The sequence below is a fragment of the Wolbachia endosymbiont (group B) of Athalia cordata genome (assembly GCF_947251845.1).
In the GTDB taxonomy this organism is placed as follows: Bacteria; Pseudomonadota; Alphaproteobacteria; order Rickettsiales; family Anaplasmataceae; genus Wolbachia.
The window spans coordinates 863,371-878,658 of record NZ_OX366383.1 but is presented as its reverse complement, the minus strand read 5'-3'; the positions used below and the strand labels follow the sequence as shown (position 1 = coordinate 878,658).

Below are 15,288 nucleotides of genomic sequence, written 5' to 3'. Positions count from 1 at the left end.
ATACAGATGGAAAGTTTTTGTGTAAAGGCTCCTGCAAAGATCAATCTTTTTTTACATATTATAAATAGAGAAGAAAGAGGGTATCATTTAATTGAAAGTTTGGTTGTCTTTGCTAAACTTTCTAATTTTTTAGAGATAAAAGTAGGAGAAAAAAACTTTAGATATGATAACTCTACAGTTGAATTTGTAAATTCTGAGTTTAGAATAAATTATCGATATAATACTATAACGAAAGCAGTGAGTCTACTGCTTAGGCATGCTCCTGTACGCACTAAAGTCACTGTGAAGGTTGTAAAAAATGTACCAATTGCTGCGGGATTTGGTAGTGGTTCCTCAGATGCTGGAGCTGTGATACGCATGCTGGGAGAGCTTTGGAACATTGATAGGCAAATTTTAAATGATATAGCTTTAAGAGTTGGTGCTGATGTGCCTGCAAGTATAGATAGTAAGCCAGTTTTTGTCAGAGGTGTTGGTGAGGAATTATGCCCCATTAAACAATGCTCTTTACCCACAAGTCTGGTACTTGTGAAACCAAAAAAAAAGTTTTTGAATACATCAGAAGTATTTTCCAAGTATAAAGAGGATTTCTCTAATCCAATTAAGTGGAGTGATAAAACTGAGGAGAATTTGTTAGAGCTTCTTAAAGAGACAAAAAATGACCTTCAAGAAGCAGCAATAGGTTTTGTACCTGAAATTCAGAATGTAATATCAACACTAGAGTCACAAGAAGGCTCTATACTTTCTCGTATGTCAGGTAGTGGTGTAGCGTGTTTTGGAATGTTTGATAGTGAAGAAAATGCAAAAGCTGCAGCGGCAAATATCAAAAAGGAATATCCAGAATGGTGGGTGTGCGACACGGAATTAATAGTTTGATTTATGCCCTTAATTTCCAAGAAGAAAAATCTTATAGATGGTTACAGGGAAGAAAGATTTTGGGTAAATAATCAAGAATATCATGGCTCAATTATAATTTTTCCTGAAAAGGTGATTGAATTGAAAGAAAGTGATATAAATAACAAGGAGTATTTTAAATCTTTTTTAACAGAGGAAATAGAGATTTTGATAATAGGTACTGGTAAGATACGCGATTGTTCAATGAAGTCTTATCTTATGGAGCAAAAGAATTTAAATTTTGAATTTATGACGACGGGTTCTGCATGCAGAACCCATAACGTTTTAATATCTGAAGATAGATTTGTTGTCAGTTATCTGATAGCATGTTAGAGATATTTACACAGAGTTTTTTTATAAACAGTCTAATTGCGGTAATTATGATTAGCCTAGTCACAGGAGCTCTAGGGTCATTTATGATATGGCAAAGGTTATCGTATTTGGGTGATAGTTTGTCCCATTCTTCATTGCTTGGTATTGCACTTGCTTTGATCTTTAATATCAGCCCATCGGTAAGTATAATGCTCATTGCAATTATGTTTGCTATACTACTTTCTCTTAATTTTAATAAATTATACTCTGCTGATACGATATTGAACATAGTTACCAATGTAGTTTTATCATCGAGTTTAATACTTATGTCTTTTCTTCCATCAGGTAATAATAGTATTATTAGCTCACTTTTTGGTGACATATTAATGATTGACCAAAGTAATATAATATCAATTTTTCTAACCTCCGTAATAGTTACTTTGATATTAATATTTAGATGGCGCTATTGGCTGATGATTTCGATTAATCAAGATTTGGCAACAGTTGAGAAAGTAAATGTTAATTTTGTTAGGCTAGAATTTTTGATTATACTCGCTATCTTTATTGCAATTTCTGCTCAATTAATAGGAATATTACTCATTGCTGCATTTTTGTTAATACCTGCTGCATCAGCAAGACTCATTTCAAAAACTCCAATGCAAATGATTATTGTTGCAACAGTTTTTTCTGTGATTTCTGGAGTATCAGGTTTGATATTATCTGCAAGTTTTGACTTATTAACTGGACCTGCAATTATACTTATCGCAGCTGTGTATTTAATCATTGCTTATTTTATAAGATTGGTGTTAAGTAGATCGACTTAATTTTGGTCTCGGAAGTTCATAATTCATTAACAAATGAGTGTAACTATCTGAGCGTAAAGTAGTTTTTGCTACATTGTTTTTATGTGCTAATTGTTAATTTGTGGAGTGAAAGATATGGCCGAAGGATTTTTTTCTAGATATATAGGACAGCCTATAAAAAATTTTTATAATTATGTTACGGGAAAGAAAGAAGTGTCTGATGATATGCAGAATACAGCAAATCAAGAAAGCTCAGAATTGTTGGAAACTGATGTGCAATCAAATGATGTACCACCAAATAGTGATCATATAATATAGATGGCATGAGAATCACGCCATCTAAAGTTAAAAAATTCCTTGAGAAACCCGATACTTTAAGTGGTGTATTAATTCATGGGAGTGACAATAGTAAGGTCGATATTTTTGTACAGAAAATAATTGCCAACTTGAATGAGTATTCAGTTCAGGTGATGGATTTTGCAGTAGTGAATAAGTCGCCTGGCTTGTTATTTTCCGAGTTGGCAAACATTTCGATGTTTACTAAAAAAAGGTTAGTTAAGCTGATAAATGTCAGTGGAAGTATATCTAAAGAGTTAAGAAACATATTGGATCATAATATAGGCGATCATTATATAGTAATGATCGCAAATGATCTTCCATATAGTTCTACAACTAAAAGTTATATGGAAAGCTCAAAAATTTTCGGTGTCATTACCTGCTATAAGGACAGCGGTAGTAATCTTTGTGATATTATATCAAGTTACTTGAAACAAAATGATATAGAGTGCACAAGTGAGATAATCTACCACTTGCAGTCTTATTTTAATCATAGCAAACTGCCTATATATTCAGAGCTTGAAAAATTAGTTTTATATCTAGGAAAAAGAAAAGATCTTAAACTTGCTGATATAGATCTATGCTTTTCAACCTCCGGCAATGATTATGTTACACTTGATAATCTGTGCTCTGCAATAGTGAGTAAAGACATGGGACAATTCATCAAAATTTCCGATGTATTGATATTACAAGAGAATTTTTCACCGATAGCATTAATCCGTATTATATCAAATTATTTTCTACGGCTAGAAAGCGTTTTGCTGTTAATACAAAATGGAATGAATGAACAAGCTGCAATTGACCAGCTGAGTCCTCCATTGTTCTTCAAACAATTACAGAGTTTTAAATCTCATTTGAAAAGTTTGCAACTTTCAGAACTTAAGAAGATCTTAGAAAATTTGATGAGCTTGGAAGTGACCTGTAAAAGAACTGATCTGAATCATAAAATGATCTTTCAGCATGAGATTAACTATTGGTGTCATTCAAATACATTCGGTGCATTTAAACCTTTTGTATGATTTTCTTCTAACCTTGCAACAATGCTCTCTCTACCGATAAAAATTAATAATTTAGCGAGTTCTGGACCTGTTTCTGTTCCTGTTAAAGCGAGGCGCAACTGCATAAATAGATCTTTTGCCTTTATATCAACTGTCTGTCGAATATTTTTAACCCATTCTGATAACGTATTTTCATTACAATCACCTTGAGGTAATGTGCTTAGCGCTATTTTTATAAATTCTTTATTAATAACCACAGGCTCTATATTGGATTTACATACTTGCCACCATTTGGCCACCTCAGAAAACCTGTTTATGTTGTTTCTTATAAAATACCAAAACTCTGAACCAATTTGACTTAAACGATCTTGCACCATTTCAAATGGCATTTGTTGCAGCACTTTGCTATTTAGCTTATACATTTCACTCAAGCTGAATTGTAAAGATGCTGAGCTAAATTTTTTGATATCAAATGAGTCAATTAAAGGCTGCATATCAACATGAGCTTCTATTGGATCAGATGTTCCAAGTTTTGCTAAATAGCTAATTAGCGCCATTGGTTCAATCTCATCTTCTCTTATGAACTTGACATCCAGCCCGCCTTTCCGTTTCGATATTTTGCTATCATCAAAGTGTAGTAGGGGAAGGTGGGCAAAGATAGGAATTTTCGCTTTTAATGCTTGAATCATTTGAATCTGAACTGCGGTATTAGTTACATGATCTTCCCCACGTACAACATGGGTTACATTAAAGTCAACATCATCAATGACAGAAGGTAGCATGTACGTATAAATTCCATCTTCTCTTTTTACTACAGGATCGCTGATATGAATTGTTGCAATATTTATTTCGCCTTTAACTTCATCATTCCATTTTACAGTTTTATTTCTATCCAATTTAAATCTGAAATGTGGTTTTCGTCCTTCTTGCTCATAACGAATTTTCTCTTGCTCAGTTAGAAGCAACGTACCTTTATTGTAAATAGGGGGAAGACCTTGTTTTAATTGCAATTTTCGTTTAGTGTCTAATTCTTCTCTTGTTTCATAACATGCATAAATATGACCTTCTTTCATTAACTGTAAGAACACCTCGTTATAGCGCTCAAAACGCTCTGATTGCTTAAAACTTGAATTCCAATTTATGCCAATCCATTTTAGGTCTTCTATGATATTATCTACATATTTGATATCTGAACGCTCAAGATCAGTATCATCAAAACGTAGTAAAAATTTTCCATTTTGATTACGTGTGTACATCCAACAAATGAGTGCAGTGCGTATGTTTCCTACATGTAGGTAGCCAGTTGGGCTTGGAGCGAATCTTGTTAGCATTTAAATGATTACTTTAGTTTATTTTAATTTTATATAAATGTACTGCTAAAGCAAGATTCTTCTTCTTTGTCTTGGTGTTAGTTGCTACAAAGTACAGCGAACATGAAACCTTTTTGTTAGAGTTCCATGATCTGCCTAAAATACTCTGAAAGCACGGCTTTAGTTATTTACTCTAAATATATTATACGTATACTTGTTATTAAATTAAATTTGAAATGATAAGAAATGAGTGAATTTAAATCAATCCGCAATATTGCAATAATTGCACACGTTGACCACGGAAAAACTACTTTACTTGATAACATGTTAAAACAAAGTGGCACGTTTCGTGAGAATCAAGAAGTTCAAGAACGAGTGATGGATAGTGGTGATCAAGAACGTGAACGTGGGATTACAATACTTGCAAAATGTACGTCAATAATGTGGGGTGATAAGAAAATCAATATCATTGATACACCAGGACATGCGGATTTTGGTGGAGAAGTGGAAAGGGTGCTCTGCATGGCAGATGGTGTATTACTACTGGTTGATGCTGCAGAAGGTCCAATGCCACAGACTAAGTTTGTGTTGTCAAAAGCACTAAAGGCAAATTTAAAACCGATTGTGATAATCAATAAGGTTGATCGACCAGACAGCAGAATTGATGAAGTACTAAATGAAATATATGAGTTATTTTTTAACCTTGATGCAACCAACGAGCAACTAGATTTTCCAGTACTCTATGCTTCAGGTAGAAATGGTTGGTGTGCTAAGGAGCTATCTGATGAGAGAAAAGATTTAAGCCCATTATTTTCAACGGTGATAGATTACATAAAACCTTCCGTTTATGATCAAAATGCACCTTTTGCTATGCTAGTTACTTTACTTGAATCTGATAAATTTCTTGGCAGAATATTGACAGGAAAGATTTACCAAGGAATCGCGCAAGTTAACTCAGATCTTAAGGTAATTGATCTTGATGGTCAAGTGGTTGAGCGAGGGAGATTAACTAAGTTACTCTCATTTTCTGGCTTAAAACGCGTTCCAGTAGAGCAAGCTGTAGCTGGTGATATCATTGCCATTGCAGGACTTGAGAAAGCTTCAGTTTCAGACACTATAGCAGCACCAGAAGTTACAACTGCGATCAGCTCAACTCCAGTTGACCCGCCAACAATGGCGATTACTATAAGCGTGAATGACTCACCTTTTGCTGGGCAAGAGGGAACAAAACTTACCTCAACTGTTATAAAAGATCGTTTATATGCAGAAGCAGAAACAAACGTTGCAATTACTGTAACTTTGGCTCCAAGTGGTGAAGCATTTGAAGTAGGTGGACGTGGTGAGTTGCAGCTTGGGGTACTGATTGAAAATATGAGAAGGGAAGGTTTTGAACTTTCAGTTTCACGGCCTCGAGTGCTGTTTAAAGAAGAAGATGGCAAAAAACTTGAACCTATAGAGGAAGTAGTAATTGATGTAGATGATGAGTATAGTGGAATCATCATGGAAAAACTTAGCTTTCGAAAAGGTGAAGTAACTGACATGAGACCTTCTGGTAGTGGCAGAACTAGGTTGACATTTTTAGTACCATCAAGGGGATTAATTGGCTATCAAGGAGAATTTTTAACTGATTCTCGCGGCACTGGTATAATCAACCGTTTATTTCACAGTTATGCTCCACATAAAGGTTCAATTTCCGGAAGGCGTAATGGGGTTTTAATTTCAACAGACAAAGGCGAAGCAGTAGCGTATGCAATTTTCAATCTGCAAGATAGGGGAATTATGTTTGTTAAGCCACAAGATAAGGTATATTGTGGTATGATTGTCGGTCAGCATAGTCGTGACAATGATTTAGAAATAAATGTACTTAAAGGTAAGCAATTAACAAACGTAAGAGCTTCAGGTAGCGATGAAGCTATAAAGCTTACTCCACCAAAAATAATGACACTGGAGGACATGATAGCGTATATAGATGATGATGAATTGGTAGAAGTAACTCCAAAGTCTATACGTCTGCGCAAGAGATTCCTCGATCCAAATGAACGTAAACGTGCAGGAAGGGCGAAGAATAAAGAGTAATCAACGTTCCTGATAAAAATCTGAATCCCAGTGTAACTACTTGCATGATAGGAGAAGAAGTACTGTCACGACATTATTGATACTGGGCTTTTTTGCCACTCTGTTGAACGGACACTGATTAAGTTCTTCTATTTTCTTGTAGTCTATGAGAAATAGATACATTATCTAATGCAGTTCTAACATTAGTACCGTTCTGATGAATAACTACAGATAGCTCAAAAGCATTTAAAGTATATTCAACATATGGAGACAGTACAGTACTTACTGCAATAAAGACTTCTTGTAGTATACCACTATTTCGAGCTTGTATCAAAATAGAATTGATACATTCGTTATTACCTTTATATATAGCAAAGGCAAGTGGTTTGATGACATACGTCAGGCTTGGAAATTGCATAATATCTTTAGAAGTAAGGATATTGTGTAGTATACCACTATTTTGAGCTCTTATTAAAATAGAATTGATACATTCGTTATTGCCTTTATATATAGCAAAGTTAAGTGGTGTGATGATATACGTCAGACCTGGAAACTGTACAATATCTTTAGAAGCAAGGATATTGTGCAGTATACCACTATATTGAGCCTGCATTAAAATAGAATTGATACATTCGTTATTACTTCTATGTATAGCAAACGCAAGTGGTGTCAAAGTGTAAGTATAACCTCTTATTGTATAGTTCATAGTACTTGAAGTCTTAAGAATTTCTTGCAGTATACCTTTGTTGTTAGAGTGTGTTAAAATAAGATCAACAGATTCATTATTATCTTTATATATAGCAAGGTTCAGCAGTGTTAGAGTGCGTCCCCCACCTCTTGGAAATCGTGTAGTATATCCAACTGTAAGAACTTTTAGTAAATCATTCTCTGAGGCTGCTTCTAAAATATTATTAATGCTCTTTCTATTCCATATGGCCCTTTTTAACTGAAAATACAAATCTTTTTGTTTTCGTGTTAAATTTTGATGATTTAGCATATTTTTGTAACCTCGCTTTAAAGTCAATGTAGTTTAATTATTAAAATTAATGTGTCAATATACGCTAGAATAATATTAAAGGGTTTTTTAGAGAGCGTATATAGACAATGAAAGTACACTTGATCCGAATGAACGTAAGCGTGCAGGAAGGGCGAAGAATAAGGAGTAATCAACGTTCCTGATAAAAATCTGGATGAGCTACTCGGATAACACCATCATAAAGGGAACCAGTGTCAGTTACTTGAGCAGGTACTGGGATGACAAGAGAAGGCTACAAAGGTGTCATGCAAGTAGCTCATCCAGCTTTTTTATAATCATCGAAAACATTGTATTTTAACATTACTTTTATACTTATAAGTTTCTAGGCACTGGATTTGTTGTAGACTTACTCTATCACTTTACCCTCTTATTTTACCACTCTCCTGCCTATATATTTTTATATGAGGATTTTTGCAAAAGTTTCGCATTTTTTGTAACATGATTTTCAGTATGTGTAACCTAAATGCAAATTGATCACGAAACTAGTGTAATTATTGAGGCCATAGAGAAATTTGGTGGTGAGGCAAGACTTGTTGGTGGATGTGTTAGAGATTCAATTTTGCAGCGTGAAATTCACGACATTGATCTTGCTACTAATCTGCTGCCTAATCAAGCAGTTAAAGCGTTAAAACTCCGTAATATAAAAACTATTCCAACTGGCTTAAAACATGGAACTATTACTGCGATTTTAAATAAAAGATCCTTTGAGATTACAACGCTAAGGCATGATGTAAAGTGTGACGGTAGACATGCGAAGGTAGAATTTACTAATGATTGGCAAGCTGATGCTTCAAGGCGCGACTTTACGTTTAATGCTCTTTATGCGGACAAGCATGGCCATATATACGACTACTTTGGTGGCATTCAGGACTTAAAAACACGAAAGTTAAACTTTATAGGTAACGCTGAAGATAGGATTAAGGAAGACTATCTACGTATTTTAAGAGCGTTTCGTTTTCACGCTAAAATATGCATAGGAGATTTAAGTGATGAAATATTGGATGTGTGCAAAAAGCATTCACACATGATTCAAAACCTCTCTGGAGAGAGGATAAGAGAAGAAATATTTAAACTCTTGGAATGCAATGATCCTGCTCCAACACTTAAGAGCATGCAAAAATCTGATGTTTTACAAAAAATTATTCCAAAAGAAGTAAAATGCGAAATTTTATCTTCACCACTTCTTATCAACACTAAACCTCCTACAAAACCCTCAGCGTATGTCCATACGCCTTTCCTAGATCCCACAATCGATGCACTAACAAAATTAGCTTTGCTTCTTAGGACTGCCGAAGATAGGATTAGTCTTGGGGAAGAAGTGAGCAAGTTTTTACGTCTTTCAAATAAGCAAAAGAAAAAAATATTATTTTTATTATCAAACAATATCAAAACAGAGCTTTCAGAAAAAGAGCAAAAGAAATACATATCTTTATTTGGTAAGGAATTATATTGTGACTTAATGAAGATTTGTGGTATTGAGTCTGGAACAAATGTTGATGAGTATATTTTATTTGCCAATATATTCAATGTTCCAAAATTTCCTTTATCTGGGGATGATTTAATAATCATAGGTCATCAACCAGGGAAAAGTTTAGGTAGAAACTTAGAATTGCTACGACAACATTGGGAAGACAGCTCCTACACTTTAACAAAGGAGGAGCTGATACTTTATGCTAAAAGTTTTATCTAGACATTGCTTCTTGCTTCACACTTACCGGAGTGCTATTAGTGTGACTCATGGAAGGATTAGGTGTTAATTTGTATTTTTCTTTAGCTTTCTTTGTTAATTGATACTCGTTTACTCCTCCTTGAGTCTGATTACACATTCCCTGATTTGGGGATAAAAATGTATCTCGTATGCTTGATGCTAGTTCTAGTACTTGAATATTAATTGAAAAAAGTTCCATTTGAGCTTTTGTTAACTTCTGCACAACAAATTTTGTGCATGAATCATTATTGCTATCATTTCTGTTAGCCAAAAAAACTGTGAAAGAATTTAGTATTGCTTTACTATCTTCTTCATTTAAATACAACTTGTTTACACAATTTTTAACAAAATCTCCATTTTTAATGGAATGTTTTTTACCAACTTCTGTAACAACTTGTTTAACCCGATCTTCTATGATCTCTTTTCCAGATTTAACCAAATTCTCTTCCAACAGTGCAAGTAACTTATCACTTTTAAATTTATAACCATTTTGATATGGTAGAGATTGTATAGTTTCCTTAAGCACGTTATGGCAAAAGTGTTTTCCTTCAAATTCAGGAAAACTTTTTTTCAACTTTGTATTTTGATCAGATAAAAATTTATCGAGACTGTCATTCCCGCGAAGCTTAGATAAAGTATTTGAAAATTTTAACTTCACAGAACCAGAAGTAGAAAAAATACTCTTTGCATCTAGTGCTTTAGTTTCTTTATTAATATCTTCTGGCTTTTTACTAGCGTCTTTTTGCTTGTTTTGTAACTTTTGTTGTTCTTGATTATTTGACAATTGCTGTTGCTCCAACTGCTTTGGCGTGCTTGATAAGCTTCTCTTTAATTGATCTATTTCAGCTAACAGACCTTTTTTTTCTTCCTCTAGTTTTGTAGTATCAGCTTTCGCTTGATTTTCTGTTCCAGCTGATTCCCACTCTTTACTTTCTTCTAATGTCTGTACTTTTTCTTGTAATTTGTTCACTTCACTTTCCAAGTCTTTTTTCTTTATTTCAGCAGCATTTAGTTTACCTTCCCAATCACTTTTGTCTTTCTCTAATTGTTGCTGAGTACTTTTCAATTTTTTTCTAAGATCCTCTAATTCAGCATCTTTTTCCTTAGCTTGTTCTAATTCTGCCTGTTTCTCCTCAAGTTGACTTTCTAATTGCTTTATTTGAGTACCAAATTCTTTTTTTAACTTACTAACTTCATTCTCAAGTTCTGTGTTTTGAGCTTGTAGGTTTTCATTCTCTTTCTTCACAGTTTCATTTATATCTTTATTTTCACGAAATGAATTTATTAAATCCTCTTGTTCTTTTATTTTTTGGTCTTTTGTAAATATAGTTTGCTGTTGTTCGTTCTTTTTATTCTCCATTTCCTTTTTCTCTTGTTCTAATCTTTCATTTAATTGCGTTAAACTACCTATTTTCGCGTCTTTTTCTCCTACCTTTACTGAGAGCGTTTCTGTTTTATTTGCAAATTCTTTGCTGCACTCAATTAATTCTTTCTGCAAATGTAATATCTCCTCAGACTTTTCCTTGAACTGTGCTAAAAATTCTTCTCCTCTTTTTTGTGCAATTTCTACCAATTCACTATAGTTCTTTTTAAGTCCTGCAAGTTTAGACTTTAACTCTTCATTTTCTAATTCTAAGTCTTCAATCTGCTGTGCTTGATTATTATAGAGCCCAATGAACACCCCTAGTGCCTGACTTACACCTTCCAGTTGCTCCTTTAATTTTTCATTCTTATCCTCTGTCTCAACAAATTCAGTCTGAATTTCTGTATCTTTAAATGTAGTTTTACCTTCACTAATTATTTTACTTTGGACCTCTTGTGCTACAACTTCAGAAATTTGAACACTTTGATCTACTACTTCGGGAGCATCAGTTTGAACTCCATTATTCACAATAACTTTATTGTGGTGTAGGATATTCTCTGCCCATTGATTCCATCTCCCTGGCAATATTCGTCCGATTGTTTTTAGATATAGCCAAGCAAGCACAGTGGATAAGCTATATTTTTTTTCCTTTTGTTTAATACTAGGTTTGTAATTAACCTTATTGTTAGCATTTACCATAAAATTACCTAATTTTTAAAGTATTGAAGTTATATATATTAATATAATTATTAAATAAATAATAATATAAATGTTAAATTGTGTGAAAATTTTTATAGATTTTAAGTAGAAATACACATGTTCGTAAGCACAGAATTTGCTTTTTCTATTGCTCTTGCTAACATTTCTTGTTCATTGTAATGATTCTTCACATTGATTACCTGAGCTGACAAATTTGCAGGGAAAGTGACTAAACTAACTTCCCATAGCTCCACTTGTTTTAACACTCGAGCTCCGCTTTCATGATCAACATCATACTCTATCGGTATATAGCCAATCGAAAGCCCGTTAATAGTTCCAGTTTTTAGCATTAAATATGCTTCCTCTGCTTTTTGAATACCAAAAAGCAAATGTGCAGTTATATATAGGCCAATATCATTTTCGCAAATATCTGTAATATTACCTATAGGCTCACTTGGGTTGTGCTGCCAAAGAAGTTTTATCTGACTTTTATTTAAGTTGTTCTTAAATGCTCCTGGTAATATCAGATCATTTTGCTTATCAACTATATTAAAAACGCTCGCATAGCCAGAAAATACTCCGTTTTCTTCTATGCTTTTTATTGACAATGGTGAATAGAGAAATTTCTTATTCATAAGTCCTCCTTGTAAATTATGGTATTGGGTTTGCCAGCGCTCTGAGCCAGCTTAAAATGTTGTATAGATTGTTTTCCTATATCTCAGGATGAGTATAAGGCACTACAATATAATTCTATTGTATGCAGTGCTTTGAAAATGGGGAAGTACTTTTTTAGTTATAAAATTTGTCATTTTATATACATAAGGGTAGGGTTTGTTGCACATTGGGTTGTTCAACAGCAGCGTTTTCCAGATTTGTAGAAACAGCTTCATTTGTAGGATTAATTATTTTTCCTAGAAGGAAGCCAAATCCCAAAGAAACAGCGGCTATAAAACCATTCATTAATGACTCTGTCCATGTTTCTCCCTCGTATTCTTGATAGATTTTAGAATATATCATTGTGCCTAAGAATGCTCCAATCATTGATCCAACCAGTTTACTTGTTTCAGCTACTCTCTGTCTTCTCAACTCAACTTCTCTTAGACCTTTATTATTGGCTTCATTCAGGTTTAAATTTCTTTCCAACTCTTCTGATGTTTTCTCCTCAGCATCTTGGGATTTTGTTGATGAACTTTTCTGTAAGTTTTCTAATTCTTGTGTGTCCATCAACACCTCACTATTAAAGCTTAAGTACAAATCATACAGCACTATAATTGTTTAGTCAAGGTAAATACTAGTATATTAAGTAAATATTTACTATATTAATATGATTGCTTAAATTAATCACTAAAAGAAAATAAATTAAGCTTTTCTGGACTGCAAAAACCAGCTATATGATTTGCAGTGAGTTGTAATTTCAGTAAAAACTGTACGAACATTTTAGATAATTTTCATAGTAGAAAGTGCTATCCCAGTTTTACAACACTGGGATAACGGTAAAAGTAGCTATATGCTCTGTCCTTGAATATTTTGTTGTTCAGTGGTAGCATTTTCGGGAGTGTTAAATAAACTGTGTCAAATCGCATTTTTAGTTCAACTCGATTTTTAACCTACCAGGAAAAAAGATATCAAGTTGAGAGATAGTTAAAGCCCAATCATGTATAGGCATAGTCCATTTCTCTCCTGCCTTCTTTATAGCACAATACGCCTTCCCTCTAGCAGTTTTTTTATAAATGGTGTTAATGCTCCATCTCTTCCTGTCAATGGTCTTCCTTCTCGTATAGATGATAAGATATTTGTTTCTAATTCTTTATAGTCTACCAAACCGGTAGTTCTGTTTGCTTGACTCATTGTCAAACCTCCATTTTTTTATCAATTTATTACTTTACTTCTCGGTTTGACACAGTTTATTTAACACTCCCAACTCATGTTCGTATAGTAGCTACTTGCATTTGTTGTAAACTCACTTTTACTCTATAGTTATCTTTTTACTACCTTATCTATTTTCTGAACTGATTTTCGTATTAAAAAACATCCAATAAGAAGAATTATAAAAGGAATAAACCATAAAATGTAGGTACTAGATTTTACAGGTGGTACAATGATAATTGAATCTCCATAAGAATTTTTTAACTCTGAAACTATTTGCTCGTTAGTATATCCATCACTGATCTTCTTGCGAATTGTCTTACGCATACCATATGCAACTTGAGACTCAGATTCGGATAATAATTCACCAGAGCATACTGGACACTTTATTACTGCAAATAAGCTACTTGCTCGCTCTTCCATGCTTTCGTCTCTTAGTTTATCATCCAAAGTAAAAGCATTTATGCTTAAATGGAATATCAATGTAAAAAGTAAGCTAATTACTATTCTCATTCTTGGTGAATTGAGTGATAAAATCAGTAGTGGATAATTTTCCAATAAAGCCTGAACCTACATTATTGTCGTACTTTATTGAAAATTGAATGTCGTTATCAGTGATTTTTTCTGATAAGGAAGATATTGATTTTTCCAATTTATCTGCAGTCTTTGAATCATTAGTCATAAACGAAATTAATTCTTTATAATTTGATATGGCTACATTGATTTTATCTTCAAATGAAGATGTAACTAAATTGTAATTACTTACTCCACCATTCGCAGCAATAGAAAAGTTATTACTCTCAATCAAAAATTTTTCTATGTTGAAATTAATCTTAGAAGCTGAAATATGGTTTACAAATTCATAATCTAATTTAGCGTCGACACTAAGGTAATTTTCAGGACTTGCAGTATGTTTATAACGGTAAGTATAAAAATCAAATTCTAGTTTAGTATTTTCATTCAGTTCTTTATCAAAGTGAAATTGAATGTAATTACTTTTATCATTCACTTCAGTTATAACACTTTGCTGATTTTCTAAAACATCACATTTTAATCCATAATCTTCGTAACGAAATGTATCTATATAGTCTATTACAGTGCTATTTCTGTTGAATTTTAATGAAGATAGTAAATCATTTAGTTTAACAACAAAGTGGCTACTCACGTGTGTGTGACACTTTATATTCTTTTTCTCATCACTACGGACAGCAATGTTTACTTTATTGCTTGGTATATAGATATATACTGACTTATCAAATAATCTGTTTTTTATCACTAAAGCTTCAGATGAAACAGTTAATTGCTCATTAGAAAATTTTGGATTCGTTACACGAAAAACTAGGTTAAAAGGAAATCCCTTAAAATCATGTGAAATATCAACTTTTTCGTCATTAATGTAATCAGTTAAAAGACTTTTTACCTTAAATGCAGAAAAATACCAAAAACCACTATACGCTAGAGGAATAAACAAAGGTAAGGAGATGAGAATATAGATAAAAATTTTACGCATTATCCTCTTATTTATCTAATGATATATTTCTTGTACCTCTGGGCACGGTTACGCACAAACCGTCAATATCTTTTGTGATTTTTATTTGGCATCCAAGCCTCGATGTCTCTGTTAAACCGAAAGCTAGATCCAGCATGTCATTTTCCTCATCAGATATAGGATTATGTGTTTCTACAACATCATAAAATTTTGGATCAACAATCACATGGCATGTAGAGCAAGCAAGAGAACCTTCACATGCACCTTCAAGCAGATCTGGATCACTTCTATGGGCTAAATTAAGAAGAGTTTCTCCCTCTGCAGCTTCATAACTTTTCTTACTTCCATCAGGTAAAATAAAAGTAACGGATGGCATACTATTAAAATCTCTACTAATTTCTCTATATTCTACAAATAATAAC

General features: G+C 33.3%; 15 protein-coding genes and 1 pseudogene. 7 read left to right on the top strand and 9 right to left on the bottom strand.

Annotation, left to right across the window (positions count from 1 at the left end):
• Positions 1-6: 6 nt before the first annotated feature.
• The 5 genes from OPR30_RS04035 (at position 7) to holA (ending at position 3,361) form a co-directional block, all read left to right on the top strand.
• Positions 7-873 carry a 4-(cytidine 5'-diphospho)-2-C-methyl-D-erythritol kinase gene (locus OPR30_RS04035; protein WP_265030455.1) on the top strand — a complete coding sequence of 289 codons (867 nt, stop codon included), beginning with the start codon at positions 7-9 and terminating at the stop codon, positions 871-873.
• Positions 874-876: 3 nt separating this feature from the next.
• Positions 877-1,224 carry an Mth938-like domain-containing protein gene (locus tag OPR30_RS04030; RefSeq protein ID WP_007302686.1) on the top strand — a complete coding sequence of 116 codons (348 nt, stop codon included), beginning with the start codon at positions 877-879 and terminating at the stop codon, positions 1,222-1,224.
• Complete coding sequence (locus tag OPR30_RS04025; protein ID WP_015588476.1) at positions 1,218-2,027, top strand: metal ABC transporter permease; 810 nt, start codon at positions 1,218-1,220, stop codon at positions 2,025-2,027. Before OPR30_RS04030 ends, OPR30_RS04025 begins: the two co-directional genes overlap by 7 nt.
• 114 nt (positions 2,028-2,141) lie before the next feature.
• Positions 2,142-2,324 carry a hypothetical protein gene (locus tag OPR30_RS04020; RefSeq protein WP_264374746.1) on the top strand — a complete coding sequence of 61 codons (183 nt, stop codon included), beginning with the start codon at positions 2,142-2,144 and terminating at the stop codon, positions 2,322-2,324.
• A gap of 5 nt (positions 2,325-2,329) precedes the next feature.
• Positions 2,330-3,361 (top strand): DNA polymerase III subunit delta, encoded by a 1,032-nt coding sequence (gene holA / locus OPR30_RS04015; RefSeq protein WP_265030454.1) that lies wholly within the window; start codon positions 2,330-2,332, stop codon positions 3,359-3,361.
• Here holA and gltX read toward each other — a convergent pair.
• Positions 3,322-4,671 carry a glutamate--tRNA ligase gene (gene gltX / locus OPR30_RS04010; protein WP_265030453.1) on the bottom strand — a complete coding sequence of 450 codons (1,350 nt, stop codon included), beginning with the start codon at positions 4,669-4,671 and terminating at the stop codon, positions 3,322-3,324. The genes holA and gltX overlap by 40 nt on opposite strands.
• 225 nt (positions 4,672-4,896) lie before the next feature.
• Between gltX and typA the strand changes: the two genes are divergently transcribed.
• Positions 4,897-6,726 carry a translational GTPase TypA gene (typA, locus tag OPR30_RS04005; RefSeq protein ID WP_265030452.1) on the top strand — a complete coding sequence of 610 codons (1,830 nt, stop codon included), beginning with the start codon at positions 4,897-4,899 and terminating at the stop codon, positions 6,724-6,726.
• Between the two features lie 118 nt (positions 6,727-6,844).
• Here the strand turns inward: typA and OPR30_RS04000 are convergent, their stop codons facing one another.
• Entirely contained in the window at positions 6,845-7,702 is an 858-nt protein-coding gene (locus tag OPR30_RS04000) for a WD_0033/WD_0034 family tandem repeat-containing protein (protein WP_264374750.1), read from the bottom strand.
• A 502-nt stretch (positions 7,703-8,204) separates the two neighbouring features.
• Between OPR30_RS04000 and OPR30_RS03995 the strand changes: the two genes are divergently transcribed.
• Positions 8,205-9,431, top strand: a complete 1,227-nt coding sequence (locus OPR30_RS03995) for a CCA tRNA nucleotidyltransferase (protein WP_265030451.1) — start codon at positions 8,205-8,207, stop codon at positions 9,429-9,431.
• On the opposite strand, the gene OPR30_RS03990 is transcribed toward OPR30_RS03995, so the two are convergent.
• The 7 genes and pseudogenes from OPR30_RS03990 to OPR30_RS03955 form a co-directional block, all read right to left on the bottom strand.
• A complete protein-coding gene (locus OPR30_RS03990; RefSeq protein WP_265030450.1) occupies positions 9,424-11,511 on the bottom strand; it encodes a coiled-coil domain-containing protein in 2,088 nt (695 codons plus the stop codon). The two genes, OPR30_RS03995 and OPR30_RS03990, sit on opposite strands and share 8 nt — an antisense overlap.
• 101 nt (positions 11,512-11,612) lie before the next feature.
• Complete coding sequence (locus OPR30_RS03985) at positions 11,613-12,146, bottom strand: HK97 family phage prohead protease (RefSeq protein WP_264330406.1); 534 nt, start codon at positions 12,144-12,146, stop codon at positions 11,613-11,615.
• 175 nt (positions 12,147-12,321) lie between these two features.
• Positions 12,322-12,735, bottom strand: coding sequence for a hypothetical protein (locus OPR30_RS03980; RefSeq protein ID WP_264377900.1), 414 nt, complete (start codon positions 12,733-12,735; stop codon positions 12,322-12,324).
• Between the two features lie 486 nt (positions 12,736-13,221).
• Positions 13,222-13,359 (bottom strand): annotated as a pseudogene (locus OPR30_RS03970) (IS256 family transposase); the annotation flags it as partial.
• A 129-nt stretch (positions 13,360-13,488) separates the two neighbouring features.
• Positions 13,489-13,890 (bottom strand): cytochrome c-type biogenesis protein, encoded by a 402-nt coding sequence (locus OPR30_RS03965; protein ID WP_010401557.1) that lies wholly within the window; start codon positions 13,888-13,890, stop codon positions 13,489-13,491.
• Positions 13,874-14,887: a hypothetical protein gene (locus OPR30_RS03960; protein ID WP_064085306.1), complete on the bottom strand. Its 1,014-nt coding sequence runs from the start codon at positions 14,885-14,887 to the stop codon at positions 13,874-13,876. The genes OPR30_RS03965 and OPR30_RS03960 overlap by 17 nt, the downstream gene beginning before the upstream one ends.
• 7 nt (positions 14,888-14,894) lie before the next feature.
• Positions 14,895-15,242, bottom strand: coding sequence for a ferredoxin family 2Fe-2S iron-sulfur cluster binding protein (locus OPR30_RS03955; protein ID WP_006013713.1), 348 nt, complete (start codon positions 15,240-15,242; stop codon positions 14,895-14,897).
• Positions 15,243-15,288: the final 46 nt, after the last annotated feature.

Coding starts and splice junctions, on each gene's coding strand:
- OPR30_RS04035 (WP_265030455.1), top strand. CDS start 7: ATGGAAAGTTTTTGTGTAAAGGCTCCTGCAAAGATCAATCTTTTTTTA.
- OPR30_RS04030 (WP_007302686.1), top strand. CDS start 877: ATGCCCTTAATTTCCAAGAAGAAAAATCTTATAGATGGTTACAGGGAA.
- OPR30_RS04025 (WP_015588476.1), top strand. CDS start 1,218: ATGTTAGAGATATTTACACAGAGTTTTTTTATAAACAGTCTAATTGCG.
- OPR30_RS04020 (WP_264374746.1), top strand. CDS start 2,142: ATGGCCGAAGGATTTTTTTCTAGATATATAGGACAGCCTATAAAAAAT.
- holA (WP_265030454.1), top strand. CDS start 2,330: ATGAGAATCACGCCATCTAAAGTTAAAAAATTCCTTGAGAAACCCGAT.
- gltX (WP_265030453.1), bottom strand. CDS start 4,671: ATGCTAACAAGATTCGCTCCAAGCCCAACTGGCTACCTACATGTAGGA.
- typA (WP_265030452.1), top strand. CDS start 4,897: ATGAGTGAATTTAAATCAATCCGCAATATTGCAATAATTGCACACGTT.
- OPR30_RS04000 (WP_264374750.1), bottom strand. CDS start 7,702: ATGCTAAATCATCAAAATTTAACACGAAAACAAAAAGATTTGTATTTT.
- OPR30_RS03995 (WP_265030451.1), top strand. CDS start 8,205: ATGCAAATTGATCACGAAACTAGTGTAATTATTGAGGCCATAGAGAAA.
- OPR30_RS03990 (WP_265030450.1), bottom strand. CDS start 11,511: ATGGTAAATGCTAACAATAAGGTTAATTACAAACCTAGTATTAAACAA.
- OPR30_RS03985 (WP_264330406.1), bottom strand. CDS start 12,146: ATGAATAAGAAATTTCTCTATTCACCATTGTCAATAAAAAGCATAGAA.
- OPR30_RS03980 (WP_264377900.1), bottom strand. CDS start 12,735: ATGGACACACAAGAATTAGAAAACTTACAGAAAAGTTCATCAACAAAA.
- OPR30_RS03965 (WP_010401557.1), bottom strand. CDS start 13,890: ATGAGAATAGTAATTAGCTTACTTTTTACATTGATATTCCATTTAAGC.
- OPR30_RS03960 (WP_064085306.1), bottom strand. CDS start 14,887: ATGCGTAAAATTTTTATCTATATTCTCATCTCCTTACCTTTGTTTATT.
- OPR30_RS03955 (WP_006013713.1), bottom strand. CDS start 15,242: ATGCCATCCGTTACTTTTATTTTACCTGATGGAAGTAAGAAAAGTTAT.